Source organism: Streptomyces sp. 184 (assembly GCF_045781775.1).
Classification (GTDB): Bacteria; Actinomycetota; Actinomycetes; order Streptomycetales; family Streptomycetaceae; genus Streptomyces.
This window is the reverse complement of record NZ_CP123230.1, coordinates 348,701-373,267: the sequence shown is the minus strand read 5'-3', so window position 1 is coordinate 373,267 and position 24,567 is coordinate 348,701. Positions and strand designations below refer to the sequence as shown.

The 24,567-nt window shown below is 74.3% G+C and carries 21 protein-coding genes; 16 read left to right on the top strand and 5 right to left on the bottom strand.

Translation table 11 applies throughout. The features are described from left to right. Window positions 1-110 precede the first annotated feature (110 nt). Together QBL21_RS01515 and QBL21_RS01510 are read left to right on the top strand one after the other, a co-directional pair. Window positions 111-2,300 carry a serine/threonine-protein kinase gene (locus QBL21_RS01515; protein ID WP_407560136.1) on the top strand — a complete coding sequence of 730 codons (2,190 nt, stop codon included), beginning with the start codon at window positions 111-113 and terminating at the stop codon, window positions 2,298-2,300. A gap of 31 nt (window positions 2,301-2,331) precedes the next feature. Continuing rightward, window positions 2,332-4,182, top strand: coding sequence for a protein kinase domain-containing protein (locus QBL21_RS01510; RefSeq protein ID WP_407560135.1), 1,851 nt, complete (start codon window positions 2,332-2,334; stop codon window positions 4,180-4,182). A 72-nt stretch (window positions 4,183-4,254) separates the two neighbouring features. Here QBL21_RS01510 and QBL21_RS01505 read toward each other — a convergent pair whose 3' ends face one another. Beyond that, entirely contained in the window at window positions 4,255-5,538 is a 1,284-nt protein-coding gene (locus QBL21_RS01505) for an adenylosuccinate synthase (RefSeq protein ID WP_407560134.1), read from the bottom strand. A 142-nt stretch (window positions 5,539-5,680) separates the two neighbouring features. On the opposite strand from QBL21_RS01505, the gene QBL21_RS01500 reads away from it, so the two are divergent. After that, entirely contained in the window at window positions 5,681-7,018 is a 1,338-nt protein-coding gene (locus tag QBL21_RS01500; RefSeq protein WP_407560133.1) for a diacylglycerol kinase family protein, read from the top strand. 235 nt (window positions 7,019-7,253) lie between these two features. Here the strand turns inward: QBL21_RS01500 and QBL21_RS01495 are convergent, their stop codons facing one another. Continuing rightward, window positions 7,254-7,835, bottom strand: a complete 582-nt coding sequence (locus tag QBL21_RS01495; protein WP_407560132.1) for a GbsR/MarR family transcriptional regulator — start codon at window positions 7,833-7,835, stop codon at window positions 7,254-7,256. A 93-nt stretch (window positions 7,836-7,928) separates the two neighbouring features. Between QBL21_RS01495 and QBL21_RS01490 the strand changes: the two genes are divergently transcribed. Together QBL21_RS01490 and QBL21_RS01485 are read left to right on the top strand one after the other, a co-directional pair. Continuing rightward, on the top strand, window positions 7,929-8,852 hold the full coding sequence (locus tag QBL21_RS01490) for an ATP-binding cassette domain-containing protein (protein WP_407560131.1): 924 nt from the start codon (window positions 7,929-7,931) through the stop codon (window positions 8,850-8,852). Next, window positions 8,852-10,552, top strand: coding sequence for an ABC transporter permease (locus tag QBL21_RS01485; RefSeq protein WP_407560130.1), 1,701 nt, complete (start codon window positions 8,852-8,854; stop codon window positions 10,550-10,552). The genes QBL21_RS01490 and QBL21_RS01485 overlap by 1 nt, the downstream gene beginning before the upstream one ends. A 178-nt stretch (window positions 10,553-10,730) precedes the next feature. Here the strand turns inward: QBL21_RS01485 and QBL21_RS01480 are convergent, their stop codons facing one another. Continuing rightward, window positions 10,731-11,747 carry a 2-hydroxyacid dehydrogenase gene (locus tag QBL21_RS01480; protein WP_407560129.1) on the bottom strand — a complete coding sequence of 339 codons (1,017 nt, stop codon included), beginning with the start codon at window positions 11,745-11,747 and terminating at the stop codon, window positions 10,731-10,733. 66 nt (window positions 11,748-11,813) lie between these two features. Then, on the bottom strand, window positions 11,814-12,998 hold the full coding sequence (locus QBL21_RS01475; protein ID WP_407560128.1) for a pyridoxal phosphate-dependent aminotransferase: 1,185 nt from the start codon (window positions 12,996-12,998) through the stop codon (window positions 11,814-11,816). A gap of 101 nt (window positions 12,999-13,099) precedes the next feature. Between QBL21_RS01475 and QBL21_RS01470 the strand changes: the two genes are divergently transcribed. The 11 genes from QBL21_RS01470 (at window position 13,100) to QBL21_RS01420 (ending at window position 23,597) form a co-directional block, all read left to right on the top strand. Then, window positions 13,100-13,336, top strand: a complete 237-nt coding sequence (locus tag QBL21_RS01470) for a hypothetical protein (RefSeq protein WP_407560127.1) — start codon at window positions 13,100-13,102, stop codon at window positions 13,334-13,336. A gap of 227 nt (window positions 13,337-13,563) precedes the next feature. Continuing rightward, window positions 13,564-14,082 carry a DUF2617 family protein gene (locus QBL21_RS01465; RefSeq protein WP_407560126.1) on the top strand — a complete coding sequence of 173 codons (519 nt, stop codon included), beginning with the start codon at window positions 13,564-13,566 and terminating at the stop codon, window positions 14,080-14,082. Between the two features lie 115 nt (window positions 14,083-14,197). Beyond that, window positions 14,198-15,853, top strand: coding sequence for a polyamine aminopropyltransferase (locus tag QBL21_RS01460; protein WP_407560125.1), 1,656 nt, complete (start codon window positions 14,198-14,200; stop codon window positions 15,851-15,853). Between the two features lie 179 nt (window positions 15,854-16,032). Further along, window positions 16,033-17,013: a hypothetical protein gene (locus QBL21_RS01455; protein WP_407566269.1), complete on the top strand. Its 981-nt coding sequence runs from the start codon at window positions 16,033-16,035 to the stop codon at window positions 17,011-17,013. Window positions 17,014-17,366: 353 nt separating this feature from the next. Further along, the gene (locus QBL21_RS01450) at window positions 17,367-18,137 is read left to right on the top strand and encodes an aldose 1-epimerase (RefSeq protein WP_407566268.1); all 771 of its coding nucleotides are present in this window, start codon (window positions 17,367-17,369) and stop codon (window positions 18,135-18,137) included. A 10-nt stretch (window positions 18,138-18,147) separates the two neighbouring features. After that, the gene (pyrE, locus tag QBL21_RS01445) at window positions 18,148-18,705 is read left to right on the top strand and encodes an orotate phosphoribosyltransferase (RefSeq protein WP_407560124.1); all 558 of its coding nucleotides are present in this window, start codon (window positions 18,148-18,150) and stop codon (window positions 18,703-18,705) included. 164 nt (window positions 18,706-18,869) lie between these two features. After that, window positions 18,870-19,892 carry a class II fructose-bisphosphate aldolase gene (gene fbaA, locus QBL21_RS01440; RefSeq protein ID WP_407560123.1) on the top strand — a complete coding sequence of 341 codons (1,023 nt, stop codon included), beginning with the start codon at window positions 18,870-18,872 and terminating at the stop codon, window positions 19,890-19,892. Between the two features lie 172 nt (window positions 19,893-20,064). Beyond that, the gene (locus QBL21_RS01435; protein ID WP_407560122.1) at window positions 20,065-20,478 is read left to right on the top strand and encodes a DUF3151 domain-containing protein; all 414 of its coding nucleotides are present in this window, start codon (window positions 20,065-20,067) and stop codon (window positions 20,476-20,478) included. 180 nt (window positions 20,479-20,658) lie between these two features. Then, on the top strand, window positions 20,659-21,543 hold the full coding sequence (locus QBL21_RS01430; RefSeq protein WP_407560121.1) for a tryptophan 2,3-dioxygenase family protein: 885 nt from the start codon (window positions 20,659-20,661) through the stop codon (window positions 21,541-21,543). Next, window positions 21,536-22,867 (top strand): kynureninase, encoded by a 1,332-nt coding sequence (kynU, locus tag QBL21_RS01425; RefSeq protein ID WP_407560120.1) that lies wholly within the window; start codon window positions 21,536-21,538, stop codon window positions 22,865-22,867. The genes QBL21_RS01430 and kynU overlap by 8 nt, the downstream gene beginning before the upstream one ends. Continuing rightward, window positions 22,854-23,597: an alpha/beta fold hydrolase gene (locus QBL21_RS01420; protein WP_407560119.1), complete on the top strand. Its 744-nt coding sequence runs from the start codon at window positions 22,854-22,856 to the stop codon at window positions 23,595-23,597. Before kynU ends, QBL21_RS01420 begins: the two co-directional genes overlap by 14 nt. Window positions 23,598-23,786: 189 nt before the next feature. Here QBL21_RS01420 and QBL21_RS01415 read toward each other — a convergent pair whose 3' ends face one another. Next, window positions 23,787-24,410, bottom strand: coding sequence for a YbjN domain-containing protein (locus QBL21_RS01415; RefSeq protein ID WP_407560118.1), 624 nt, complete (start codon window positions 24,408-24,410; stop codon window positions 23,787-23,789). Between the last annotated feature and the right edge of the window lie 157 nt (window positions 24,411-24,567).

Here is a 24,567-nt window from a genome sequence, read left to right as displayed (position 1 = left end):
CCCCACGACGATGGGGTGACAGCACCGCAACGAGAAGCCCGGCCCCCCTCAACCGCACCCCCCTCCACCGCCTACGCTCTCGGGGTAGACCACGGGGGTGGGGTAGGGGAATGGAGAGCGTGGAACCGCTGGCGCCGCAGGATCCGCAGCAGATCGGCGCGTACCGGCTGCTCGGCAGGCTCGGCAGCGGCGGCATGGGCCGGGTCTACCTCGGCCGCACCGCGGGCGGGCGGACGGTGGCCGTCAAGCTGGTCAAGCCGGAGCTGGCCGTCGAGGAGGAGTTCCGCGCCCGCTTCCGCACGGAGGTGCGCGCCGCGGCGCGCGTCGGCGGCCGGTGGACGGCGCCCGTGCTCGACGCCGACACCGAGGCGCCGGTGCCGTGGGTGGCCACCGGGTACGTCGCGGGGCCGACGCTCCAGGAGGTCGTCGAGCGGTACGGGCCGCTGCCGCCGGAGTCGCTGTTCACGCTCGCGTACGGGCTGGCCTCCGCGCTGCGCGACGTGCACGCCGCCGGGCTCGTGCACCGCGACCTCAAGCCGTCCAACGTGCTGGTCACCATCGAGGGCCCGCGCGTCATCGACTTCGGCATCGCCCGCGCGCTGGACTCGCTCTCCGACGGCACGGTCACCCGCACCGGGATCGTCGTCGGCTCGCCGAGCTTCATGTCCCCGGAGCAGATCATCGGCGAGGACGTCTCGGCGGCGAGCGACGTGTTCTGCGTGGGCGGGCTGCTGGCGTACGCGGCCACCGGGCGGGCGCCGTTCGGGTCGAGTTCGTCCGGGATGCACGCCGTGATGTTCCGCGTCGTCCAGGAGGAACCGGATCTGGCGGGGGTGACGGACCCGGCGCTGCACGGGCTCATATCCGGCTGCCTGGCCAAGCTCCCGGCCGAGCGGCACGACCCGGACCGGATCGCCGGGCTGGCGGGCCCGCCGGCCCCGGAGGCGGCCTGGCTCCCGGCCCCGCTGATCGCCGACCTGGGCCGCCAGGCGGTGCGGCTGCTGGACACGGACACGCCGCCGGCCGGCGACCGCGACACCAGCCCCCTGCGCACGGTGCCTCCGGCGGACCCGACGCCGACACCGACCCCCACGCCGACAGCCACGCGGACCCCGACACCGACACCGACGCCGCATCGGCCGGCGACCGGCGCGGAGCCCCGGGTTTTGGACATCGCGGCGACGAACGGATCGGGCCACCGCACCGCAACCGCCGCGGGCGCCGGCTCCGAGGCCGTCACCGCCCGGCACAGCGCGCGGCCCCCCGCCGCGGAGCGGGACCCCGCAGCCACCGGCGACGACTCCGACCCCCGCCTTCCCGCCACCCGCACCCGCCCGTACGAGGCCCCGCCCGCCTCCTACGCCCCCGCCACCGAGCCCCCCGCCGGATCCGCCCCCGCCCCGCCCCGGCGCCGTCCGCGCCGCGCCCGGCTCCTCGCCGGGCTCGCGCTGCTCGTCGCGATCGGCGTCGCCGTACCGGTCGCGCTGGCCACCCAGCGCGACGGCGGCGGCACCGCGGCCCCCGGCTCCGACGTCCCCACCCGCTTCGTCGGCACCTGGCTCGGCACCCAGACCCGCGACGGCGAACCCACCGGCACCTACCGGCAGTTCACGATCCGCCCCGGCCAGAAGGGCGAGGTCGTGGCCACCAGCATCGTGCTCAGCGGCGAGTCGCAGTGCACCAGCGAAGCCAGGCTCCGCTCCGCCGACCGGGGGCTGCGCCTGGACACCGAGGTCGTCGAGGCCGCCCCCGCCGGGGAGTGCACCGCGGTCGGCGGCCACACGCTCACGTACGCGGACGGCGCGCTGCGCTGGCGCGCGGCCGACGGCCGTACCGCCGAGCTGACCAAGGTCGAGTCCCGCGACCGCCGGATGCCGCGCGAGCTGCTGGGCAGTTGGCAGCGGCCCGCCGGCTCCGGCACCCAGGTGATGCGGGTGGTGCAGGCCGCGCCGGGGCAGGTCGCCGTGCACTTCACGACCCGTACCGGCGACGGCAACACCTGCCGGGCCAGGGCCGACTTCGTCGGCGTGGACGAGCGCGACGACCGGGTGCTGCTCGGCCCGTCCGAGATCACGTCGGTCTCGGGGCCGGAGAGCGAGGGGGACCCGGCCGCCGACGACCTCGGGGACGACTCCGCCGCCGGTGCCGGCCGGCTCGGCGGCCCGTGCGTGCCCGGGTTCCCGTCCGCGATGCAGGCGACGGCCGACGGCTCCGTGCTGGACCGCCAGTTCCTCGGCGGCGAGCAGCGCACCCGGCATTACACAAGGGCGGACGGCTCACCGGCCGACCCGACACAATAGGCTCGCTCGACGAGGGGGAAGGGGGGGCAGCATGGACAGCCTGGGACCGGACGATCCGCGTCGCGTCGGCTCGTACCAACTGCTCGGACGGCTCGGCGAAGGCGGCATGGGACGGGTCTATCTCGCCCGCTCGGAGCGCGGCAGGACCGCCGCGGTGAAGCTGGTCAAGGCGGAGTTGGCGCGCGAGCCGGAGTTTCGGCGCCGGTTCACGCAGGAGATCACCGCCGCGCGGCGGGTGGGCGGCGAGTGGACCGCGCCCGTGCTCGACGCCGACACCCACGCCGCGACCCCCTGGGTCGCCACGGGCTACGTCGCCGGCCCCTCGCTGCACGAGGTCGTCGCCAAGGACCACGGCCCGCTGCCCGACGCCTCGGTGCGGGCGCTCGCGGGCGGGCTGGCGCGCGCGTTGCAGGCGATCCACGCCGCCGGGCTCGTCCACCGCGACCTCAAGCCGTCCAACATCCTCGTCACCATCGACGGGCCCCGCGTCATCGACTTCGGCATCGCCCGCGCGCTGGACTCGGTCACCGCCGCCGGCGACGGGCTCACCCGCACCGGCGCGGTCATCGGCTCCCCCGGCTTCATGTCGCCCGAGCAGGTCCGCGGCGAGCGGGTCACGGCGGCGAGCGACGTGTTCTGCCTGGGTACGGTGCTGGCGTTCGCGGCGACCGGCCGGATGCCGTTCGGCACGGACGACAGCGGCGCGCACGCGCTGATGTTCCGCATAGCCGCCGAGGAACCCGAACTGTCGGGCATCGAAGGCGAGTTGCGCGCGCTGATCGAGCGCTGTCTCGCCAAGGAGCCGACCGCCCGGCCGCAGGTGGCGGAGCTGGTGGCGCTGACCGAGCAGGCGGCGCAGCTCAAGCCGTGGCTGCCGGGGGCGCTGCTGGAGCTGCTGGCGCGACGCGCGGTGGAGCTGCTGGACGCCGAGACGCCGCAGGCCGCGGGCGGCCCGGTCACCGGAGCCGGCCCGGCCGGCGGGGCCGCCCCGGCGTACGGGCCGCCGCTCACCGGCGCCGGCCCCGGTCCGTACGGGCAGACGGGCCTCCAGCCGCAGCACCACCGGCCCTTCGGCACCCCGCCCCACGCGCCGCAGCACACGCCGCCGCAGCAGCAGCACCGCCCCGCGTACGGCACCGCACCCACCGCGCACCCGCAGCCCTACCGCACCCCGCCGCCGTACGGCCAGACCGGGTGGCAGACCCCGCACCCGCCGCTGCCGATCCGGCCGCGCCCTGTGCGGCCCATCGCCACGGCGCTCCAGGTGCTGCTGGGCGTGTACGCGGCGTTCGTCTGCCTCCAGATCATCCAGGAGCTGAACCTCCTGGTCCTGCTGAGCGAGGACGGCGCCGACACCTGGTACATGGCCGAGGACCTCGACCGGATGGAGAACTTCACCGCCGTCAACTTCCTCCTCTTCGCGGTGTGCGCCGTGCTGTGGTGCGTCTGGTTCTACCGGCTGCGGACGAACTCCGAGGTGTTCGCGCCCGGCCAGGTGCGCTACTCGCAGGGGCTGGCCATCGGCTGCTGGTTCATCCCGGTCGCCCAGTTCTGGTTCCCGCTCCAGATCGCCAACGACTTCTTCCGGATCAGCAGCCCCTTCCCGCACCACGCGCGCCCGCCGGTCGGCTACGGCCCGCGGCCCGTGTCGTACGGGAAGGGGGTGCTGCACTCGTGGTGGACCGCCTGGGTCGCCTCGATGGTGCTCGCCGTGGCCACGGCGGAGGACTGGGAGGTCGGCGGTTCGATCGACTCGGCTGTGCAGATCGTGCTGTTCGACCTACTGTTCTCGTTCGTGCTGATCGTGACGAGCGTGCTGGCGATGCTCGCGGTGCAGCAACTGACGACGTTGCAGGAGCAGCGCCTCAAGGGAACGGGCTGACGGCTGACGGACTTAGGGGCAGGCTCAGGGGCGGGCTCGGGATCGGGTCCGGGTTCGGGATCGGGTTCGGGATCAGAGGAACGAGTTGATCTGGATCGTCTCGTCCCGCCCGGGGCCGACGCCGATCGCCGAGACGGGGGCGCCCGACATCTCCTCCAGCGCCTTGACGTACCCCTGCGCGTTCTTCGGCAGCTCCTCGAAGGTCGTGGCCTTCGAGATGTCCTCGGACCAGCCCGGCAGCATCTCGTAGACCGGCGTGGCGTGGTGGAAGTCGGTCTGGCTGTACGGCAGTTCGGTGACGCGGCGGCCGTCGATGTCGTACGCGACGCAGACCGGGATCCGCTCCCAGCCGGTGAGCACGTCGAGCTTGGTGAGGAAGAAGTCCGTCAGGCCGTTGACGCGGGTCGCGTAGCGGGCGATCACCGCGTCGAACCAGCCGCAGCGCCGGTCCCGGCCGGTGGTCACGCCGCGCTCGCCGCCGATGGTGCGCAGCCGGTCGCCGTCCTCGTCGAGCAGCTCGGTCGGGAACGGTCCGGCACCCACGCGCGTTGTGTACGCCTTGAGGATGCCGATGACCCGGCTGATCCGTGTGGGGCCGACGCCGGCTCCCGTGCAGGCGCCCCCCGCGGTCGGGTTGGACGAGGTGACGAAGGGGTACGTGCCGTGGTCGACGTCGAGGAGCGTGCCCTGCCCGCCCTCGAAGAGCACGACCTTCCCGCCGTCGATCGCCTCGTTGAGCACGAGGGTGGTGTCGGCGACGTACGGGCGCAACTGCTCGGCGTAGCCGAGGAGCTGCTCGACGACGGCGTCGGGGCGGATGGCGCGGCGGTTGTAGAGCTTGGCGAGGACCTGGTTCTTCTGGTCCAGCGCGGCGTCGACCTTCTGCCGCAGGATCGACTCGTCGAAGAGGTCCTGCACCCGGATCCCGACGCGGTTGATCTTGTCGGCGTACGCCGGGCCGATACCGCGGCCGGTGGTGCCGATCTTCCGCTTGCCGAGGAACCGTTCCGTCACCTTGTCGAGGTCGGTGTGGTACGGCGTGATGAGGTGGGCGTTGCCGCTGAGCAGCAGCTTGGACGTGTCCACGCCGCGCTGCTGGAGCGCGCTCAGCTCGCTGAGCAGCACCTCGGGGTCGACCACGACGCCGTTGCCGATCACCGGCGTACAGCTCGGCGACAGGATGCCCGACGGCAGCAGGTGCAGCGCGTACTTCTGATCGCCGACCACCACCGTGTGCCCGGCGTTGTTCCCGCCCTGGAAGCGCACCACGTAGTCCACCGAGCCGCCGAGCAGATCGGTGGCCTTCCCCTTGCCTTCGTCACCCCACTGAGCACCGAGCAGCACAAGTGCGGGCACAGGCGTACACCCCTTCCGGGCGGGGCATGTCCAACGTGCGGTGCGCCGTGCACCGGGGATCGGACCGGGCCCCGGATAGACGAAGCCCCTGGCACAAGTGCGACAGGGGCTCTTGCACCGAGAGATTACCTGAGGAAGGACCGTGGTGTCGGCTCCAGACCCCACCGGGCGCTCACTGCTCGTGCTCATCGACCCCGCTGCACGGCGGGCGGACGGGGAAGCCGTACGGATCGCGAGGGACGTGCTCTCCGCGGCGGCGGACACGAAGATCTGCCTGCCGGAGAGCGCGGCGGAGCTGGCCCGCGCCCTGGCCCGCCGGGGCGGGCGGCGCCCGGTGGTCATCGGTGACGACCTGGCGTTCATGCGGGTGGTGAGCGAGCTGCGCCGCCAGGAGACGCTGGGGGACGCGCCGCTGGCGCTGGTCCCGGTGGGCCCGGCGCGGACGCTGGCGGCGACGCTCGGGGTGCCGACGGGGACGGTGGACGCCGCCCGGACGGTGCTGGACGGCGAGGAGCGCCGGCTGGGGCTGCTGGTGGACGACGGGGGCGGGGTGGTGCTGGACGCGCTCCGCCTGCCGGCGCAGGGAGCGGGGCCGGACGGCTCGGGGGCGGTGGACGGGCGATCGCCGGACGGGCGGACGTCGGACGGCCGGTCGCGGGACGGGCGGTCGCCGGGCGGCCGGTCGCCGGGCGGCGCGGGGACGGTGGCCGGCTCCGGGCCGGGAGACCTCACGACGCCGGACGGCCGGGCAGCGGCGGACGGCCGGATGCCGGACGTCGGCCCGACGCCGGGCGGCCCGTCGCCGCACGGCGCGCAGGCGGTGGCCGGCGGTGCCCGGACGGAGTCCGGTCCCCCCGGTGGCGCGCCGAGCGGCGGGCCCGCCGGCGGGCTGGGCGGCGGACTGAGCGGCGGGCTGGCGGGGCTGACGCAGCGGGTCGGCGCCGGCGCGGGCGGCGGCCCCGGACGGCGGTGGACCCCGGCGGCGGGCCTGCGGGCGCTGGCGGCACGGGCGGTGGAACGGCGGAACGGGACGGCCCGCGAGCCGGGCCCGCCGCCGGTGGTGACGAAGTGGGGCGCGGAGGACGCGACGGGGGGCTGGGAGTCGGGCGGCGCGGACGGAGCGGGGCGGACGCCGGGGGACTGGACGCCGCCGGCCGCCGACGACCCGGTGCCCGTGGACGTGGCCGCCCCGGAGGACGGCTTCCGGCTGCGCGTCGAGGCGGACGGCGTGCTGCTGGCGGATCTGGACGGCCCGGCGTCGCAGGTGAGGGTCGTCACGGACCCGGCGAGCGGGCTGGCCCAGGTGATCATCCGCCCCCGCGGCGCCGGCGACCCGCTGCACGCCCAGGCCCGTAGCGTACGAGTCTGGGGCAGCGACTTCCGCTACCGCGCCGACGCCCTCCTGAGCCCCCCGGTCAGCCAGCGCACCTGGACCGCCCACCCCAACGCCTGGCGCCTCATCACCGCCCCGCCCCACTGACCCGCCACACCCGCATTCCCGGCCCGCCGCCGGACCCGTGGCGAACCCGGCAGCTACCCCACCCGCCGTTAGCGCGGTTCGCGCGGGTGGCGGGTCGAGGTCGTCACCGGGGTGGTCCTCGTCGCGACGCTCTTCGGGGGCGGCGCCGCCTTCGGGGACTGGCTGGCCGTACGGGAGGACGCCGGTGCGGCGCCCGGGGAAGCGCTCGATCGGTGTACCGCCGACGACTGACCGGTCAGTCCCCGGTCGCCCTCGCCTCGTCACGGCGCTTGACGTAGTCCCACCAGCGCTGTTCCAGGCGGCCGTTCTCCTCCCGCAGGAACGCGAAGAACTCCGTCGTCTCCTCGATCCGCCGGCCCGCCGGGGTGTCCGCCCCCAGGACGCCGATGCCCGTGTCCAGGGTCTGTTCGAAGCGCCTGATCATCTGCTCGCGCTGCGCGAAGATCTGGTACCAGCGGTCGCTCTCCATCCGGTACCGCTCCCGCCGCGAGCCCGGCTCGCGTTCGCGGGTGATGAGGCCGACCTGCCCGAGGAAGCGCACCGCGCCCGAGACCGCCGCCGGACTCACGTGCAGGCGCTCGCCGACCTCCGCGGCGGTCAGGGCGCCCGCGTCGTCCGCCAGGATGCAGGCGAAGACCCGGGACGCCATCCGCTGCAAGCCCATCTCGGTCAGCTCGGCGGCCACCCGTTCGACGTATCTCGCCACGGCCCGTTCGTCGCGCCCCGCGCGTACGTCGCGCCCCGCGCGTTCTGTGCGCTCCGCGCCGTCGCCGCGCTCTTCGCGCCCACCGCGCTCGTCACGCTGCTGATCTGCCACTTTTCTACGTTCTCCCCGTCCGACCCCGTTCGGATCGATACTAACGCTTCCTTAACTTCACACATTTGTGAATGTTCGTGTAGCTTACATGCTATGACCAAGGCAATCACCGTCTCCGGCCTGACCAAGACGTTCGGCCGGACCCGTGCGCTCGACGGCCTCGATCTCGACGTGGAGACGGGCGAGGTGCACGGCTTCCTCGGCCCCAACGGCGCGGGCAAGTCCACCACCATCCGCGTGCTGCTCGGCCTGCTGCGCGCCGACACGGGCACCGCCCAGGTGCTCGGCGGCGACCCGTGGGCCGACGCCGTCACGCTTCACCGCCGACTGGCCTACGTGCCGGGGGACGTCGAGCTGTGGCCGAACCTCACCGGTGGTGAGGCCATCGACCTGCTGGCCCGGCTGCGCGGCGGCATCGACAAGCAGCGCCGCGACGACCTCATCGAGCGCTTCGACCTCGACCCGACCAAGAAGGGCCGGAGCTACTCCAAGGGCAACCGGCAGAAGGTGGCCATCGTCGCCGCCCTCGCCTCCGACGCCGAGCTGCTCCTGCTAGACGAACCCACCGCGGGTCTCGACCCGCTCATGGAGGTCGTCTTCCAGGACGTCATCATCCAGGCGAAGGCCGAGGGCAAGACCGTCCTGCTCTCCAGCCACATCCTCGCCCAGGTGGAGAAGCTGGCGGACCGCGTGAGCATCATCCGGCTGGGGAAGATCGTGCAGTCCGGCACGCTCAGCGAGATGCGCCATCTGACCCGTACGACCATCGAGGCCGAGACCGAGCGCCCCGCCACCGGCATCGACGAGCTGCCGGGCATCCACCAGCTCCGTACCGACGACAGCCGGGTGCACTTCGCCGTGGACGGCGAGCACCTGGACGCCGCGGTGCGGCGGCTCGGCGAGTTCGGCATCCGCAGCCTCGTAAGCCATCCCCCCACCCTGGAGGAGCTGATGCTCCGCCACTACGGCGACGAGCTGGAGCACAACGGCCACCACTCGGAGGCGGGAGCGGCCTGATGTCTGCCACCCCCTCCGCCACGAACGACACGAACGGGACCGGCGCCGCGGGCGCCACCAAGACCCGACCCGACGCATCCCCGCGCGCCCAGGAGGGCGCGAACACACTGGCCGGCGCCGGGACGCTGTTCCGGTTCGCGCTGCGCCGGGACCGCGTACGGCTGCCCGTCTGGGTGCTCGCGCTGTTCCTCGGGACGTTCACCAGCCCCGGCAGCTTCGACTCGTCGTACCCCACGGCGAAGGACCGGGCGGACGTCGCCGAGACCATGAACAGCCCGGCCGGCCTGGCGATGACCGGCCCGGAGCGCTACCTGGACGACTACAACGTCGGCTCGATCATGGGCCACCAGCTCCTCGGCTTCTTCGCCGTGCTGGTCGGCATCATGAGCGTGCTCATCGTCTCCCGGCACACCAGGACCGAGGAGGAGACGAACCGCGCCGAGCTGGTGCGCTCCGGCGTCGTCGGCCGGCACGCCTACCTGGCCTCCGCGCTCGCCGTCGCCGTCGTCGCCAACGTGGTGCTCGGGCTGCTGATCGCCGGCGGCCTGGCCAGCGCGGGCATCGACGGCATGGACGGCAAGGGCTCCCTGCTCTACGGGCTCGCGCACACGGCCATCGGCATCTTCTTCGCCGCAGTCGCCGCGATCACCGTGCAGATCACCCCGTACGCGCGCGGTGCGTCCGGGCTGGCGATGGCCGTCATCGGTGCGGCGTACGCGCTTCGCGCCGTCGGCGACGTCGGCAACGACTGGGTGTCGTGGCTCTCGCCGATCGGCTGGATCCAGCGCACGTACGTCTTCGTGGACGACCGCTGGTGGCCGCTGCTGCTCGTGCTCGCCGCGGCCGTGGTCTCCGCGGCGGCCGGGTTCGTCCTCAGCACCCGCCGCGACGTCGGCGCGGGCCTGAAGGCCGCCCGGGTCGGCAGCCCCGTCGGCTCCGAAAGCCTCACCACCCCGCTGGGCTTCGCGCTGCGGCTGCACCGCGGGCTGCTCGTCGGCTTCGGCGCCGGCGCGCTGCTGCTCGGCGTGATGTACGGCTCGGTCCTCGGCGACGCCGAGGAGATGATCGAAGGCATCGACGAGCTGGAGGAGCAGCTCGCCGAGATCGGCGGCGCCAACGTGGCGGAGTCCTTCGCCTCGGTGGTGATGATCGTCCTGGCGGTCGTCTGCTCGATCTACGTCGTGATGGCCGCCCTGCGCCCGCGCGCGGAGGAGTCCGCGGGCCGCGCCGAGCCGCTGCTCGCGACCGCGCTGTCCCGCGACCGCTGGGTGCTCAGCCACGCGGCCATCGGCGCGGCCGGCGGCACGGTGCTGCTGCTGCTCGCCGGCATCGGCTTCGGCGTTTCGGGTGCCGCCTCCACCGGGGACGGCGGCCTGTTCCTCAAGCTGGTCGGCGCGTCCCTGGCGTACGCCCCCTCGCTGTGGGTCACCATCGGCCTGGCGGTCGCGCTCTTCGGCTGGGCCCCGCGGGCGGTGGCGGTCGCCTGGGTGGTCCCGGTGTACGGGTTCGTCGTCGGCTACCTCGGCGAGATCCTGAAGTTCCCGGACGCGCTGAACGACCTGTCCCCCTTCGGGCACGTACCGCAGCTCCCGGCCAAGGACATGTCGTGGACGCCGCTGCTGGCGCTGACGGCGATCGCCGTGGGGCTGGTCTGGCTGGGCCTCGTGGGCTTCCGCCGGCGGGATCTGGAGACGAAGTAGCGGGAGTGACCATCCGCGCCAGGGGGGCGGTCGTGCCGCCGGCAGGCGGTACGACCGCCCCCCTCACGTACGCCCCGGTCCACCGCCCCCGGACGCCCCGCGGGCCACCATCCCGTACGCCCCGCGGGCCACCGACCGGGTACGTGGCCACGCCTCCGTGCGAAAAGTGTGATCAGGCTCAGGCGGAGCCGGCGGGCGGGAGCAGGAAGTTCTCGCCCGTACGGCCCCGAAGGTGATCGCGGACGTTGCGGAGCGTCGCGTCCACGATCTGGCCCACCGCGTCGGCGGTGAAGTACGCCTGGTGGGAGGTGACCAGGACGTTGCCGAAGGTCATCAGGCGGGCCAGCCGGTCGTCCGTCATCACCTCCATCGACCGGTCGTGGTGGAACAGCCCGGCCTCCTCCTCGTACACGTCCAGGCCCACGCCGCCCAGGCGGCCGGCGCGCAGCGTCTCGACCAGGGCGTCGGTGTCGACGAGGCCGCCGCGGCTGGAGTTGATGAGGATCGCGTCGTCCTTCATGGCCGCCAGCGCCGCCGCGTCCACGGTGTGGTGCGTCTCGGGCAGCAGCGGCGCGTGCAGGCTGATCAGGTCGGACTCGGCGAAGAGGCGGTCGGTGCCGACGTACTCCATGCCCAGCGCCAGGCAGTCGGGGTTCTCCACGACGTCGTGGCCGAGCAGCCGCATGCCGAAGCCGTGGGCGATGCGGGCGAAGACCTCGCCGATCTTCCCGGTGCCGAGCACGCCCGCCGTACGGCCGTGGAAGTCGCGGCCCATCAGCCCGTCGAGGCGGAAGTCGAACTCGCGGGAGCGGGTGGCGGCGCGGAAGAGGCGGCGGTTCACGGCCAGCGCCAGGCCCCAGGCGAACTCCGCGACGGAGTACGGCGAGTAGTGCGAGACGCGGGCCACGGACAGGCCGGCGGCGCGGGCGGCGTCGAGGTCGATGTTGTTGTAGCCGGTGGAGCGCTGGGCGACGAACCGGGTGCCGCCGTCCGCGAGGCGGCGCAGGACGTCGCCGTCCAGCTCGTCGTTGACGCCGGTGAGGACGATCTCGTAGCCGGCGGCGGTGGGCACGGTGTCGCGGTTGAGGAACAGGTCGAGGCAGCGCAGGGAGTGCTCGTCGCCGAACGCCCCGGTGAAGGCCGCCTCGATCACGGGCAGCTCGTCGGCCAGCACTCCGTACGCGACGATCTCCATGCCCGTGCCTCCCTCGCGCGTCCTGCCCGCCATGCTTCCGGGCCCCCGGGCCGGCGGCCTCCCGGCTTACGCCGAACGGCCCTCCTTCAGCCGCCGCACCGCCTCCGCCAGCACCTCGTCCTTCTTGCAGAACGCGAACCGCACGATGCTGCGCCCGGCGTCCGGGTCGTCGTAGAACACCTGCGTCGGCACGGCGACGACCCCGCAGCGCTCGGGCAGCGACATGCAGTACGCGACGCCGTCCTTCTCGCCGAGGGGGGTGATGTCGGCGGTGATGAAGTACGTGCCGGCCGGGCGGAAGACGCGCAGGCCCGCCTCCGCCAGACCGGCGGCGAGGAGGTCGCGCTTGCGCAGCAGGTCGGCGCGGAGGCCGGTGAGGTAGGAGTCCGGCAGCGCCAGCGCCTCGGCGACGGCGTACTGGAAGGGGCCGGAGCTGACGTACGTCAGGTACTGCTTGGCGGTGCGCACGGCGGCGACCAGCGGGGCGGGGGCGGTGACCCAGCCGACCTTCCAGCCGGTGAAGGAGAAGCTCTTGCCGGCCGACGAGATCGACACGGTGCGCTCGCGCATGCCGGGGAGGGTGGCGATGGGCAGGTGCTCGCCGTCGAAGACGAGGTGTTCGTAGACCTCGTCGGTGACGACGAGCAGGTCGTGCTCGCGGGCGAGCGCGGCGACGGCCTCCAGCTCGGCGCGGTCGAGGACGGTGCCGGTGGGGTTGTGGGGGGAGTTGAGCAGGATCAGGCGGGTGGCGGGGGTGACGGCGGCACGCAGCTCGTCGAGGTCGAGGCGGTACGAGGCGGCTCCGGCGCCCGCGTCGGGGCGCAGGGTGACCGGGACGCGGCGGGCGCCGGCCATCGCGATGCCGGCGGCGTACGAGTCGTAGTACGGCTCCAGGGCGATCACCTCGTCGCCCGGCTCCAGCAGCGCGAGCAGCGCCGCCGCGATCGCCTCGGTGGCCCCGGCGGTGACGAGCACCTCCGAGTCCGGGTCCCACTCCAGCCCGTACCACCGCCGCTGGTGCGCGGCGACCGCCTGGCGCAGCTCGGGGATCCCGGGGCCCGGCGGGTACTGGTTGCCGCGGCCCTCCCGCACGGCCCGTACGGCCGCCTCGGCGACCTCCGCGGGCCCGTCGGTGTCGGGGAAGCCCTGGCCCAGGTTGATGGCCCCGGTGCGCACGGCGAGGGCGGACATCTCCGCGAAGATCGTGGTCACGAAGGGGGTCAGGCGGCTGCTCAGCGGTGGGCGTCCCATGGGGACATGCTTGCACGGCGGAGGGTTGAGGAGCCCTCGCGCCGGGCACATCCGGTGGTACACCGGACCTCCGCGGGGGCGGGGGAGATTGGGAGGTTCCGATGGGATTCCTCATTTTTGGCGTGGCCTCGATCGGGTTGCTCGTGGCCCTGTCCGCCGCCGTCTCCAGGCGCAGCACGCACCGCGGCGGGCTGTCCGGAAAGGGCCGCTGGGGCGGCGTGGGCGGCGCGGCCGCCGGCACGGACGCGTTCGGCTGGGTCGGGGACACCGGCGGCGGCAGCGGCGGCGGGGACTGCGGCGCGGGTGGCGGCGGTGACGGAGGCGGCGGCGGGTGCTAGTTGTCAGAAAGTGAACACCTGACCAGTCGCGCGCCCGCGCGATGGAAACCCGGTGAAGAAGGGTAAAAACGCTGTCGGCGGGCCGCACTTCATGATTCCGTATTTCCCGGGCGCATTCCCCTTCTGCCGGGGCGTGCCCACGTGCATCTCGGCCTGCGCCCGCACCCGCGGTCCCGCCATCAAGCGGGCGGCCCGATGTCTCTCCACCCTGCCTGCGGAGCCGACCCATGCTCACCACTCTCAAGACCTCGTACACGGACACCCGGGCCCAGGACCTCGCATGGCGGCTCGGGATGGACCCCATGCCGGCCCTCGCGGTGCTCGATCTGCGCCTCGGCTCGGCCGACGTGCAGCTCAGGCTGCTCGGGGCCTCACATCAAGTGCTGCTCAGAGAGGGCGACTCGGCCTGTTCCGAGACCGTCGCCTGCCTGCCGGGCAGCAGCACACCGCTCCCACTCGGCGTGGCCAAGCAGGTCGCCGGTTGGGAGTACGAGTTCGCCGCCCGGGTCGAAACGCTGAACCGCAGCGCCTTCGAGTCCCGCGCACAGGAACTGCTGGCGCTGGTCGCCGACCACCCGCGCGGGCTCGCCGGCACGTTCCCCGGCAGCCCGCACGCGTTCACCGCGCTGCTGGTGCACCGTCAGGGTGACGTCGTCGGATGGCGCACGTGGCACTCGTATCCGCAGGAAGGACGCCTGGTGGCGACGCGGACGACGATGGCCGCGCGGGTCGCGGAGCCGGTCTAGGACGGGTCGCCGGACGCCGCCGGTGCCGTGGACCGGGCAATTCGCCTATGTCCAGGGCATATTGCACACGTGTGGGTGACAAGGGGCGGCACCGGCGCAAACGTATCGTTCCTTCGTGATCGAACCGTACGAGCAGACGACGCGCGCTCCCGGCCGCGCCCCCGCGCTGCCGGGCGCGCCGCCGCCCGCCCTCCCGGTGCGGCCCGCCACCGGGCGGTTCCTCGTGCTCGCCACGGTCTTCGTCTGCGCCGCCTGCGGGTTGGTGTACGAGCTGGAGCTGGTCGCCCTCGGTTCGTACCTGATCGGTGACTCCGTCACCCAGGCGTCCGTCGTGCTGTCCGTCATGGTCTTCGCGATGGGCGTCGGATCGCTGCTGGCCAAGCGGCTGCGGATCCGCGCCGCCGTCGCCTTCGGCGCGGTCGAGGCGGTGCTCGCGCTCCTCGGCGGGCTCTCGGCGATGGTGCTGCACGCGTGCTTCGCGTGGTTCGGCCAGCCGCGGTTCGTCCTCGTGGCGTACGCGCTGGCGCTCGGCGTGCTGATCGGCGCCGAGGTGCCGCTGCTGATGACCCTGATCCAGCGCGTCCGGCGGCAGGACCCCGGCGGCGCCGTCGCCGACCTCTTCGCCGCCGACTACGTGGGGGCGCTGGCCGGCGGTCTGGCCTTCCCGTTCGTGCTGCTGCCCTGGCTCGGGCAGCTCTCCAGCGCACTCGTCACGGGGGCGGTCAACGCAACGGCGGGGTGTGCGCTCGTGCTCTACCTCTTCCGGCACGACCTGAGCCGGCGTGCACGCTGGGCGCTGTTCGCCGGGAACGCGACCGTCCTGGCGCTGCTCGCGCTGACCGCACTTCTGTCCGCCCCCTTCGAACGCGCGGCCAGGAACGCGCTCTACGGCTCGGAGGTGCGTGTCGCGCAGCGGACCGGCGTCCAGGACATCGTGCTCACGGCGGGCAAGGACGGGTCCGTGGCGCTGTACCTCGACGGGCAGTTGCGCGTCGACTCCAGGGACGAGCGCCGCTACCACGAGGCGCTGACCCATCCGGCGCTGGCCGCGCCGGACTCGCGGCAGCGGGTCCTCGTCCTCGGCGGCGGCGACGGGCTGGCGGCCCGCGAGGCGCTGCGGCACGCGGACGTCGCGGAGGTGACGGTCGTCGAGGTGGACCCGGTGCTGAGCCGGCTGGCCGCCGAGGACCCCCGGCTGACCCGGCTCAACGAGCACGCGTACGGCGACCCGCGGCTGCGGGTGGTGCACGCGGAGGCGTTCGACTGGCTGCGCCGCGCGGCGCCGCACGGGCGGTACGACGTGATCGTCTCGGATCTGCCGGGGCCGCGGAACACGCAGAGCACGAAGCTGTATTCGCAGGAGTTCTACGGGCTGGCGGGGCGGGCGCTGGCGGGCGGCGGGCGGCTGGTGGTGCACGCGGCGTCCTGGGACGCGGAACCGGGCGCCGGGACGGGGCCGGGCGCCGGGACGGGGCCGGGCGCCGGGACGGGGCCGGGCGCCGGGGCGGGGCCGGGCGCGGACCCGGGTGCGGGGCCGGGATCCGGGGACGCGGCGCACAGCCTGTGGACGGTCGCGGCGACGCTGCGGGCGGCGGGGCTCACCCCGTCGGCGTACCAGGCGGGCGACGGCGACGACCGCTGGGGATTCGTGCTCGCCGCCCGCCGGCCCCTGGCCCCGCCGCTGCCCCCGGGCGCCGGGCCGCTGGCGGCGCCGCCGGAGGCGGCGGACCTGACGCCGTCGACGCTGCTGCATCCGCGGTATCAGGAGTGAGTCCGTGACCGGTTCACGGCCCGTGCGGGGCCATATCGCCCGCTCACGCGGACCTTTTTGCTGGTCGGGGCGGGTGCGAGGGGGTGCGGGGTCGGTGGAGTGACCTGTTCCCCCACCCGCCGCAGAACCCTGTGCTGGGCAGGTTCCCCGTGGGTAGGCTCCGGTTCATGGAGCGAGAGGTGCACGTACCGCAGCCCGCAAAAACCGTTCGCCGCGCCCTGTCCGACGCCGAGCGGGTCGCCCGCAGCGTCCCCGGCCTGACGCTCGACGATGACGAGGCGGTGGCCGAGGGCGCGCTGCGCGGCCGGCTCCGGCTCCGCGTCGCCGGCTCCAGCATCACGTACCGCGGCACGCTGCGGCTGACGCCGCGGGGCGACTCCGTGACCGTGGCGGCGGAGGGCGAGGAGTCGCGCGGCAGCGGCACGGTGACGGCGTCGCTGACCCTCACGCCGCGGGACGACGCGGACGCGCCGGGGACCACGGCGCTGCGGTGCACGGGCAAGGTGTCGAGCACGGGGCGGCTGGCCGCCGTCGAGGCGGCGCAGGCGGAGGCGGCGGGTGTACGGCTGCTGGAGCGCTTCGCGGAGAGCCTGGCAGCGGACCTGACGGCCGAGCCGCTCGCGGAGGCGGCTGGGAAGCCGGCCGAGAAGCCGGTGCAGGAGGCGGCCGAGGAGCCGGCTCGGGAGGCCCCTCAGGAGCCGGCCGAGGCTGAGCACCCGGACGACGCCGCGCAGCCGTCCGGGGACGGCCCCGACGTCGGCCTCGGCGACGGCAACGAGCGCGCCATCCCCGGCATCCCGTCCCCCGAGCAGTCCGGCGAGACCCCGCCGGGCACCGGCAAGGTCTTCGACGCCGAGGTCCCGCCGCCGTCGCTGGACCCGCTGGCCGACGAGGTGATCGACGCCCTCGCCGAGGAGGAGGACGCGGACGAGCGGGTCGACGGCCTGCTGGAGGAGCCGGAGGCCGCGCACGCCCGGCGCACGATGATCGGGCGCAGCGCAGAGGAGGTCGACCACGCCCCGCCGCGCGGCCGGTACGCCCCGGCCCCCGCCGCCGACGCCCCGCTGCCCACGGCGGGGCTGCGCTGGATGGCACCGGCCGCGGCCCTGGCGGTGGCCACGGCGGTCATCGTCGGCCGAGCCCTCCGCCGCCGCCGCTGACGGCCACCGCGGGGGACGGCAGAAGCCCCCGAACCGCACCCCACCCGCCGGACGGCGCGTTGCCGCCGTAACAGCGGCGCCGGGCGACGCCCCGAAGCTCCGCCCGCCGGCGGCCCGCCGCGGAACACCCCGCGCCCGTACGACCACCCGCTCCCCCACGCCACCTCCCACAACCACCCGCTCCCCCGCCCCCACCGCCCTCGGCCTCCCCGCCCGCGACCGCGCACCCCGCGCACCCGCCGCCCGCCGCCAGGCGCCCCGCCGAGGCCGGTCCTGCCTGCTGCCCCGTCCCCGCGCTCGTCTAGGCTCGGGGCGTGCCCACACGTCTCACCGCCGGTGACGCCGAGTTGACCATGGATCCCCGCAACGGCTGCCGGGTCGCGAGCCTCCGCGTGGCCGGCGCCGAGCTGCTGCGGGCCGGCGACCGCTACGGCTCCTTCCCCATGGTCCCGTTCTGCGGCCGGCTGGAGCTGGGCGAGTTCCGCAACGGCGGCGCCAAGCACCGGCTCCCCGCCGACGCCCCGCCGCACGCCATTCACGGCACCGGCCGCGACTCCGCCTGGCGCACCCTGCGCGCCGACGACGCCGCCGCCGCGTTCTCGTACGACCTCGCCGACCCGTGGCCGTACCCGGGCCGCGTGACCCAACTGGTCGAGCTGGAGCCGGACAAGGTGACGCTCACGCTCGCCGTGGAGACCGCCGGCGACTCCTTCCCCGCGCAGGCCGGCTGGCACCCCTGGTTCGTACGCCACCTCGCCGGAAGCGGCGACGGCGGCGCGCGCGACGACAGCGGCGTGCGTATCGACTTCGCCGCCGCCTGGCAGGAGCAGCGCGGCGAGGACCACCTCCCCACCGGCAAGCGCGTCGACCCGCAGCCCGGCCCGTGGGACGACTGCTTCGGCATGCCCGACGGCGTCGAGGTGACGCTCACCTGGCCCGGCAGGCTGGAGCTGACGGTCACCAGCCGCGCGGAGTGGGTCGTCGTCTACGACGAGCAGCCCGAGGCCGTCTGCGTCGAGCCGCAGTCCGGCCCGCCCAACGGGCTCAACACCCACCCGCGCCTCGTCACCCCCATCGAGCCGCTGGAAGTATCGACCACTTGGGCGTGGCGCACGCTCGGTTAGGCTCACGGCCATGAGCGACGCACATGCCGACCTGCTGGGTCAGATCAAGGACAAGGCCGTGGTGCACGGCAAGGTGACCCTCTCTTCCGGCATCGAGGCCGACTACTACCTCGACCTGCGCCGGATCACCCTGGACGGCACCGCCGCGCCGCTCGTCGGGCGGGTCATGCTCGATCTCGCCGCGGACTTCGAGTACGACGCCGTCGGCGGTCTCACCCTCGGCGCCGACCCCATCGCGGACGCGATGCTGCACGCCTCCGCCGCCGCGGGCGACCGCGCGCGCCCGCTCGACGCCTTCGTCGTACGCAAGACGAGCAAGACGCACGGCATGCAACGCCGCATCGAGGGCCCGGACATCGCGGGCCGCCGGGTGCTGGTCGTCGAGGACACCTCGACGACGGGCGGTTCCGCGCTGACGGCCGTGGAGGCGGTGCGCGAGGCGGGCGCGGAGGTGGTCGCCGTCGCCACGATCGTGGACCGCGACACGGGGGCCGCGGAGCGGGTGCGCGACACGGCGGGCGTGCCGTACGTGTACGCCTACGGGCTCGCCGACCTGGGCCTCGGCTGAGCCGTACGGCAAGGTTCTGCCGGTCGGCGCAAGGTTATCCACAGGGCGGGGAAGCGGGGACGCGGATCTGGGAGGATGGGGGCACTCCAGGGGCGCCACGGCAACGGAGCCGGCCGCACTCGTACACCCATGCAGACACCCGCACGTCTCCAAGGAGCGGACAGATGCCCATCGCAACCCCCGAGGTCTACAACGAGATGCTGGACCGGGCGAAGGCAGGCAAGTTCGCCTACCCGGCCATCAACGTCACCTCGTCGCAGACCTTGCACGCCGCGCTGCGCGGCTTCGCCGAGGCCGAGAGCGACGGCATCGTCCAGATCTCCACAGGCGGCGCCGAGTTCCTGGGCGGGCAGTTCAGCAAGGACATGGTCACGGGCGCGGTCGCCCTCGCCGAGTACGCGGCGATCGTCGCCAAGAAGTACCCGGTGAACGTCGCCCTGCACACCGACCACTGCCCCAAGGACAAGCTCGACGGGTACGTACGCCCGCTGCTCGCCGCCTCCGAGGAGCGCGTCGCCCGCGGGGAGAACCCGCTGTTCCAGTCGCACATGTGGGACGGCTCCGCCGAGACCCTCGCGGACAACCTGGCGATCGCGGCGGAGCTGCTGCCCCGCGCCGCCGCCGCGAAGATCATCCTGGAGGTCGAGATCACCCCGACCGGTGGCGAGGAGGACGGCGTCACCCACGAGATCAACGACGAGCTGTACACCACGGTGGACGACGCGCTGCGCACGGCCGAGGCGCTGGGCCTGGGCGAGCAGGGCCGCTACCTGCTGGCCGCCTCCTTCGGCAACGTGCACGGGGTCTACAAGCCGGGGAACGTCGTGCTCCGTCCCGAGCTGCTGAAGGACCTCCAGGAGGGCGTCGGCGCGAAGTACGGCAAGCAGAGCCCGTTCGACTTCGTCTTCCACGGCGGCTCCGGCTCCTCCGAGGAGGAGATCGCCACCGCCCTGGACAACGGCGTGGTCAAGATGAACATCGACACGGACACGCAGTACGCCTTCACCCGCCCCGTGGCGGCGCACATGTTCCAGAACTACGACGGCGTGCTGAAGGTCGACGGCGAGGTGGGCAACAAGAAGGCGTACGACCCGCGCGCCTGGGGCAAGGTCGCCGAGGCGTCGATGGCCGAGCGCGTCCGGACCGCGTGCGAGCACCTGCGCTCCACGGGCACCAAGCTGAAGTGACACCCGCGCGGACACCGTCCCGGCCGGGCTGGGGCCCGGTCACGGGCCCCGGCTGCGGGGCCTCGGCCGGGGGTGTCCGTGAGGTGATGGGCGCGTGAGGTTTCGCTGAGAAGTACCGCCGGGACCGCCCGCGCCGGTCACCGCCGCGGGCGGCCATGGCAGGGTGGAACCCATGGCGATTCACGAGAACCTCCTCGGCGGACCACCCCCCACCTACCTGCCCGAGGACCCCGGACCGCGCGACCTGCTCGCGAACGGCGCAGCCCCGTCCGAGGTGGCGGCGCAGTACCCGGCGTCCTCGCTGGCTTGGGCGCAGCTCGCGGACGAGGCGTTCGAGGCCGGCCGCGCGGTCGAGTCGTACGCGTACGCGCGCACCGGCTACCACCGCGGCCTGGACTCCCTGCGCCGCAACGGCTGGAAGGGCCAGGGCCCGGTCCCGTGGGAGCACGAGCCGAACCGCGGTTTCCTGCGCGCCCTCGCCGCTCTCGCCCGCGCCGCGAAGGCCATCGGGGAGACCGAGGAGTACGAGCGGTGCAGCACGTTCCTGCGCGACAGCTCCCCGACCGCGGCGGAAACGCTCTCCTGAGGAGCCGGCCGAGTAGCTGACCCGGCCGGGTCGGCTGCTCTTGCCTCCCGCCGCCTCGCCGCGGATGATGCGAAGTGGGTACGGCGCACCGGATGCCGCCGTACCCGAGGGGACCGGGGCCCTGTTGCCGGCAGGAAGGGGCGGACCGCTACCCGGTGGCTCATGTGTGGGAGACAGCTCATGGACAGCCGTGCTCACGACCCCCTGCCCGCGGAGACCGGCGGGCACCAGCCCCCGGCTCACCAGCCCGACGGGCACCAGCCCCCGAACCTCGACTTCCGGGGCACCACTCCGTACGAGGACTACGTCCAGGCGGACGTCCTCACCCATCTACAGCACCCGCTGTCGGACGACCCCGGCGAGCTGGTCTTCCTGGTGACCACGCAGGTCATGGAGCTGTGGTTCACCGTCGTCGTCCACGAGTGGGAGACCGCCGCCGAGGCGCTGCGCGGCGACGACCTGCCGGTCGCGCTGGCGGCGCTGCGGCGCAGCACGTACGAGCTGCGCTCGCTGAACGCCTCCTGGGAGCCGCTGGCGCGGCTCACGCCGCGGCAGTTCAACTCCTACCGGGCCGCGCTCGGCGAGGGCTCCGGCTTCCAGTCGGCGATGTACCGGCGGATGGAGTTCCTGCTCGGCGAGAAGTCCGCGTCGATGCTCGTGCCGCACCGCGGCGCCCCGCGGGTGCACGACGAGCTGGAGAAGCAGCTCGGCGAGCCGAGCCTGTACGACGAGGTGCTGAAGTATCTGGACGCCAAGGGCCACCGGCTCTCGGCCGCCGTCCTGGACCGCGACCCGACGCGGCGGTACGAGCCGCACGACGAGGTGGAGGCCGCGTGGGCGGCGGTCTACGCGGGGCCGCAGGACTCCGGGCTGATCAAGCTCGGCGAGGTGCTGACCGACATCGCCGAGCTGGTGTGGCGCTGGCGCAACGACCACCTGGTGGCCACCCGGCGCGCGATGGGCGGGAAGGTCGGCACGGGCGGCTCGGCGGGGGTGTCGTGGCTGGAGAAGCGCGCGGCGAAGCAGGTGTTTCCCGAGCTGTGGACGGCGCGGAGCCATGTCTGAGGCGTACGGGCCCGCGGCGGAGTTCGCGGGGCTGGCGAAGCGGGCGGCGGAGCTGGACCTGACGGACCCGCTGCGGTCGAAGCGGACGGAGTTCGTCCTCGACGACACGGACCCGACCGCTGCGAACCCGACCGCTGCGAACCCGACCGCTGCGAACCCGTCCGACGCGGACCCGACCGGCGCGGTGTCCCCCGGCCCGCCCGTCGTCTACCTCGACGGCAACTCCCTCGGCGCCCTGCCCGCCGCCGTCCCCTCCCGGGTCGCGGACGTCGTGGCGCACGAGTGGGGGCGGCTGGGGATCCGGTCGTGGACGGAGTCCGGCTGGTGGACCGCGCCGGAGCGGATCGGCGACCGGATCGCGCCGCTGCTGGGCGCCGCGCCCGGCCAGGTCGTCGTCGGCGACTCCACCAGCGTCAACGTCCTCAAGGCCGTCGTCGCCGCGGTGCGCATCGCGCAGTCGGGCGCCGGGGCGGCCCGGGACGAGGTGCTGGTCGACGCGACGACGTTCCCCACCGACGGCTACGTCGCCGAGTCCGCCGCCCGGCTGACCGGCTGCGCGCTGCGGGCCGTGGAGCCGCACGAGATCGCCGCCACCGCCGGGCCGCGGACCGCCGCCGCGCTGGTCAACCACGTCGACTACCGCACCGGCCGGCTCCACGACCTGCCCGGCACCACCGCCGCGCTGCACGCGGTGGGCGCGCTCGCCGTGTGGGACCTGTGCCACAGCGCCGGAGCCCTGCCGGTCGGGCTCGACGTGCACGGGGTGGACCTGGCGCTGGGGTGCACGTACAAGTTCCTCAACGGCGGCCCGGGCGCGCCCGCGTTCCTCTACGTACGCCGCGGCCTCCAGCCCCGCTTCGACTCCCCGCTGCCCGGCTGGAACTCGCACGCCGACCCCTTCGCCATGTCCGCCGGCTACCACCCGGCGGACGGCGCCGCGCGCGGGCGCGTCGGGACGCCGGACATCCTGTCGATGCTGGCGCTGGAGGCGGCGCTGGAGGTGTGGGACGGCGTGGCGATCGAGGCGGTGCGCGTGAAGAGCCTGGCGCTGTCGGACTTCTTCCTGGAGTGCGTCGCGGCCCTGCCGGGCGGGGCGGCGCTCACCCCGCTGACCCCGCTGCCGCACGCCGAGCGCGGCAGCCAGGTCGCGCTGCGGTGCGCGGACGCGGAGGCGGTGATGGGCGAGCTGATCGCGCGCGGCGTGGTCGGTGACTTCCGGCCGCCGGATGTGCTCCGCTTCGGCGTGACGCCGCTGTATACCTCGTTCTCGGACATGTACCGCGCCGCCGGAGTGCTGGGAGAGGTGCTGGATGACCGCCGTTGACGAGGTGGACGACGAGGCCAGGACGTTCTTCGCCCTCAGGAGCGCGGCCCCCGCCCGCACGCTGTCGTACGGGGACCACCCCGCGCAGGTCATCGACCTGTACGGGGACGAGTCGGCGGCGCCGGTCGTGGCCCTGCTCCACGGCGGCTTCTGGCGGGAGCGCTACGACCGCACCCACCTGGCACCGCTGGCGGCGGCGCTCGCGGCGGACCTGCACCGGTGCGTGGCACTTGTCGAGTACCGCCGCGTGGGCGGCGGGGGCGGGTTCCCCGCGACATTCGACGACCTGGCGCCGGCGCTCGCCGCGCTGCCCGGCGCCGGGCCCGTGGTGCTCGCCGGCCACTCCGCGGGCGGCCACCTCGCGCTGTGGGCCGCCTCGCGGTGCCCCACCGCCGTCTCCCGCGTCGTCGGCATCGCCCCGGTCGCGGACCTGGCCCGCGCCCACGAACTGGGCCTCAGCGACGGCGCCGTCGCCGGGCTCCTCGGCGGCGCCGCGCGCGTGGCGGAGCGGCTCGACGAGACGGACCCGATGCGGATGCCTGCCCCGGCGGCGCCGGTCGTGCTGCTCCACGGCGAGGCCGACACCGACGTACCGGTGGAGCTGTCCCGCCGCTACGCCCGCGCCGTGGGGGCACGGCTGCGGGAACTGCCCGGCGCCGGCCACTACGCGCCCGTCACGCCGGGCACGCGGGCGTACGAGGCGCTGCGCACCGCCCTGACGGAAGCCTGACCGCCGGACGGAGCCAGACCGCCCAGGCGGACACCTCACCGCCCAGGCGGACGCCTGGCCCGCCCACGCGCCCGCACACGGCACCCGGGGCCCGGGACCCCACCGGAGGCCCCGCGGTGCCGGCCGGCCCCCGCAGCCGCCGTCCCCCGCGCCCGCCGCCCCCGCCCGGCGCCGCCGGCCGCCGCGCGCTCAGCTCTCCTTCGGCCCGTCGCCGCCCGCGGCGTCCGGACCGTCCGAGCCGTCCGCACCCTCCGGGCCGCCCTCGCCCCCGCCCTCACCGTCGTCCGGCTTCTCGCCGTCCACCTCCTGCTGGAGCCCGAGCGTCTCCACGAGCCACTTGTCGAACTCGATCGACGCCCGCACCCAGCTCACCGTGCTCGACACGAAGTGCTCCAGCGCCACGCCCGTGCCGATCAGCATCTGCGCCTCGCCGATCAGCCGGACGGTGCCGTCGTCGTGCGTGTGCGTGTAGACCTTCGGCCACAGCGTGCGGCGGTTCCAGTCGTCGATGGCCTCCAGCAGCTCCGGCTTGTCGTCCAGCACGTGCTGCCGGTCGTAGAAGGTGCGCACGGAGTAGAGCTGCTGCTCGCCCTCGCCGCGGAACATGAAGTACGTGCGGAACTGCTCCCACGGCGCCGCGAGGTCCCCCTCCTCGTCGACGACGTACTTCAGCTCCATCTGGTCCAGGAGCTGCTTGACCAGATCCTGGTCGGGCACGATGGGGCCCTGCGGGGGCCCCTGCGGGCCGCCGCTGCCGGGGGATTCGGGCTTCTGGCCCCCGAAGTTCGGAATCGAGGACGGGTCGATGCTCACGTGGGGTTCCCTTCGAACGGTTCCCGCCCATCCTCCCCCACCTAGGGCCCGTGCCCGCAACCCGGCGGCGACACCCTGTGGATAACCCGCTACGGCGGACACCGCCGCCGCAGCGGACCGTCCCCGTACCGCTTACGCGCTGGCCCCCTGCCGCGCG

What these genes read in the sequence shown, in the direction of transcription:
- QBL21_RS01515 (WP_407560136.1), top strand. Translation starts at nt 111, where the DNA reads ATGGAGAGCGTGGAACCGCTGGCGCCGCAGGATCCGCAGCAGATCGGC.
- QBL21_RS01510 (WP_407560135.1), top strand. Translation starts at nt 2,332, where the DNA reads ATGGACAGCCTGGGACCGGACGATCCGCGTCGCGTCGGCTCGTACCAA.
- QBL21_RS01490 (WP_407560131.1), top strand. Translation starts at nt 7,929, where the DNA reads ATGACCAAGGCAATCACCGTCTCCGGCCTGACCAAGACGTTCGGCCGG.
- QBL21_RS01485 (WP_407560130.1), top strand. Translation starts at nt 8,852, where the DNA reads ATGTCTGCCACCCCCTCCGCCACGAACGACACGAACGGGACCGGCGCC.
- QBL21_RS01480 (WP_407560129.1), bottom strand. Translation starts at nt 11,747, where the DNA reads ATGGAGATCGTCGCGTACGGAGTGCTGGCCGACGAGCTGCCCGTGATC.
- QBL21_RS01475 (WP_407560128.1), bottom strand. Translation starts at nt 12,998, where the DNA reads ATGGGACGCCCACCGCTGAGCAGCCGCCTGACCCCCTTCGTGACCACG.
- QBL21_RS01470 (WP_407560127.1), top strand. Translation starts at nt 13,100, where the DNA reads ATGGGATTCCTCATTTTTGGCGTGGCCTCGATCGGGTTGCTCGTGGCC.
- QBL21_RS01465 (WP_407560126.1), top strand. Translation starts at nt 13,564, where the DNA reads ATGCTCACCACTCTCAAGACCTCGTACACGGACACCCGGGCCCAGGAC.
- QBL21_RS01450 (WP_407566268.1), top strand. Translation starts at nt 17,367, where the DNA reads ATGGATCCCCGCAACGGCTGCCGGGTCGCGAGCCTCCGCGTGGCCGGC.
- pyrE (WP_407560124.1), top strand. Translation starts at nt 18,148, where the DNA reads ATGAGCGACGCACATGCCGACCTGCTGGGTCAGATCAAGGACAAGGCC.
- fbaA (WP_407560123.1), top strand. Translation starts at nt 18,870, where the DNA reads ATGCCCATCGCAACCCCCGAGGTCTACAACGAGATGCTGGACCGGGCG.
- QBL21_RS01435 (WP_407560122.1), top strand. Translation starts at nt 20,065, where the DNA reads ATGGCGATTCACGAGAACCTCCTCGGCGGACCACCCCCCACCTACCTG.
- QBL21_RS01430 (WP_407560121.1), top strand. Translation starts at nt 20,659, where the DNA reads ATGGACAGCCGTGCTCACGACCCCCTGCCCGCGGAGACCGGCGGGCAC.
- kynU (WP_407560120.1), top strand. Translation starts at nt 21,536, where the DNA reads ATGTCTGAGGCGTACGGGCCCGCGGCGGAGTTCGCGGGGCTGGCGAAG.
- QBL21_RS01420 (WP_407560119.1), top strand. Translation starts at nt 22,854, where the DNA reads ATGACCGCCGTTGACGAGGTGGACGACGAGGCCAGGACGTTCTTCGCC.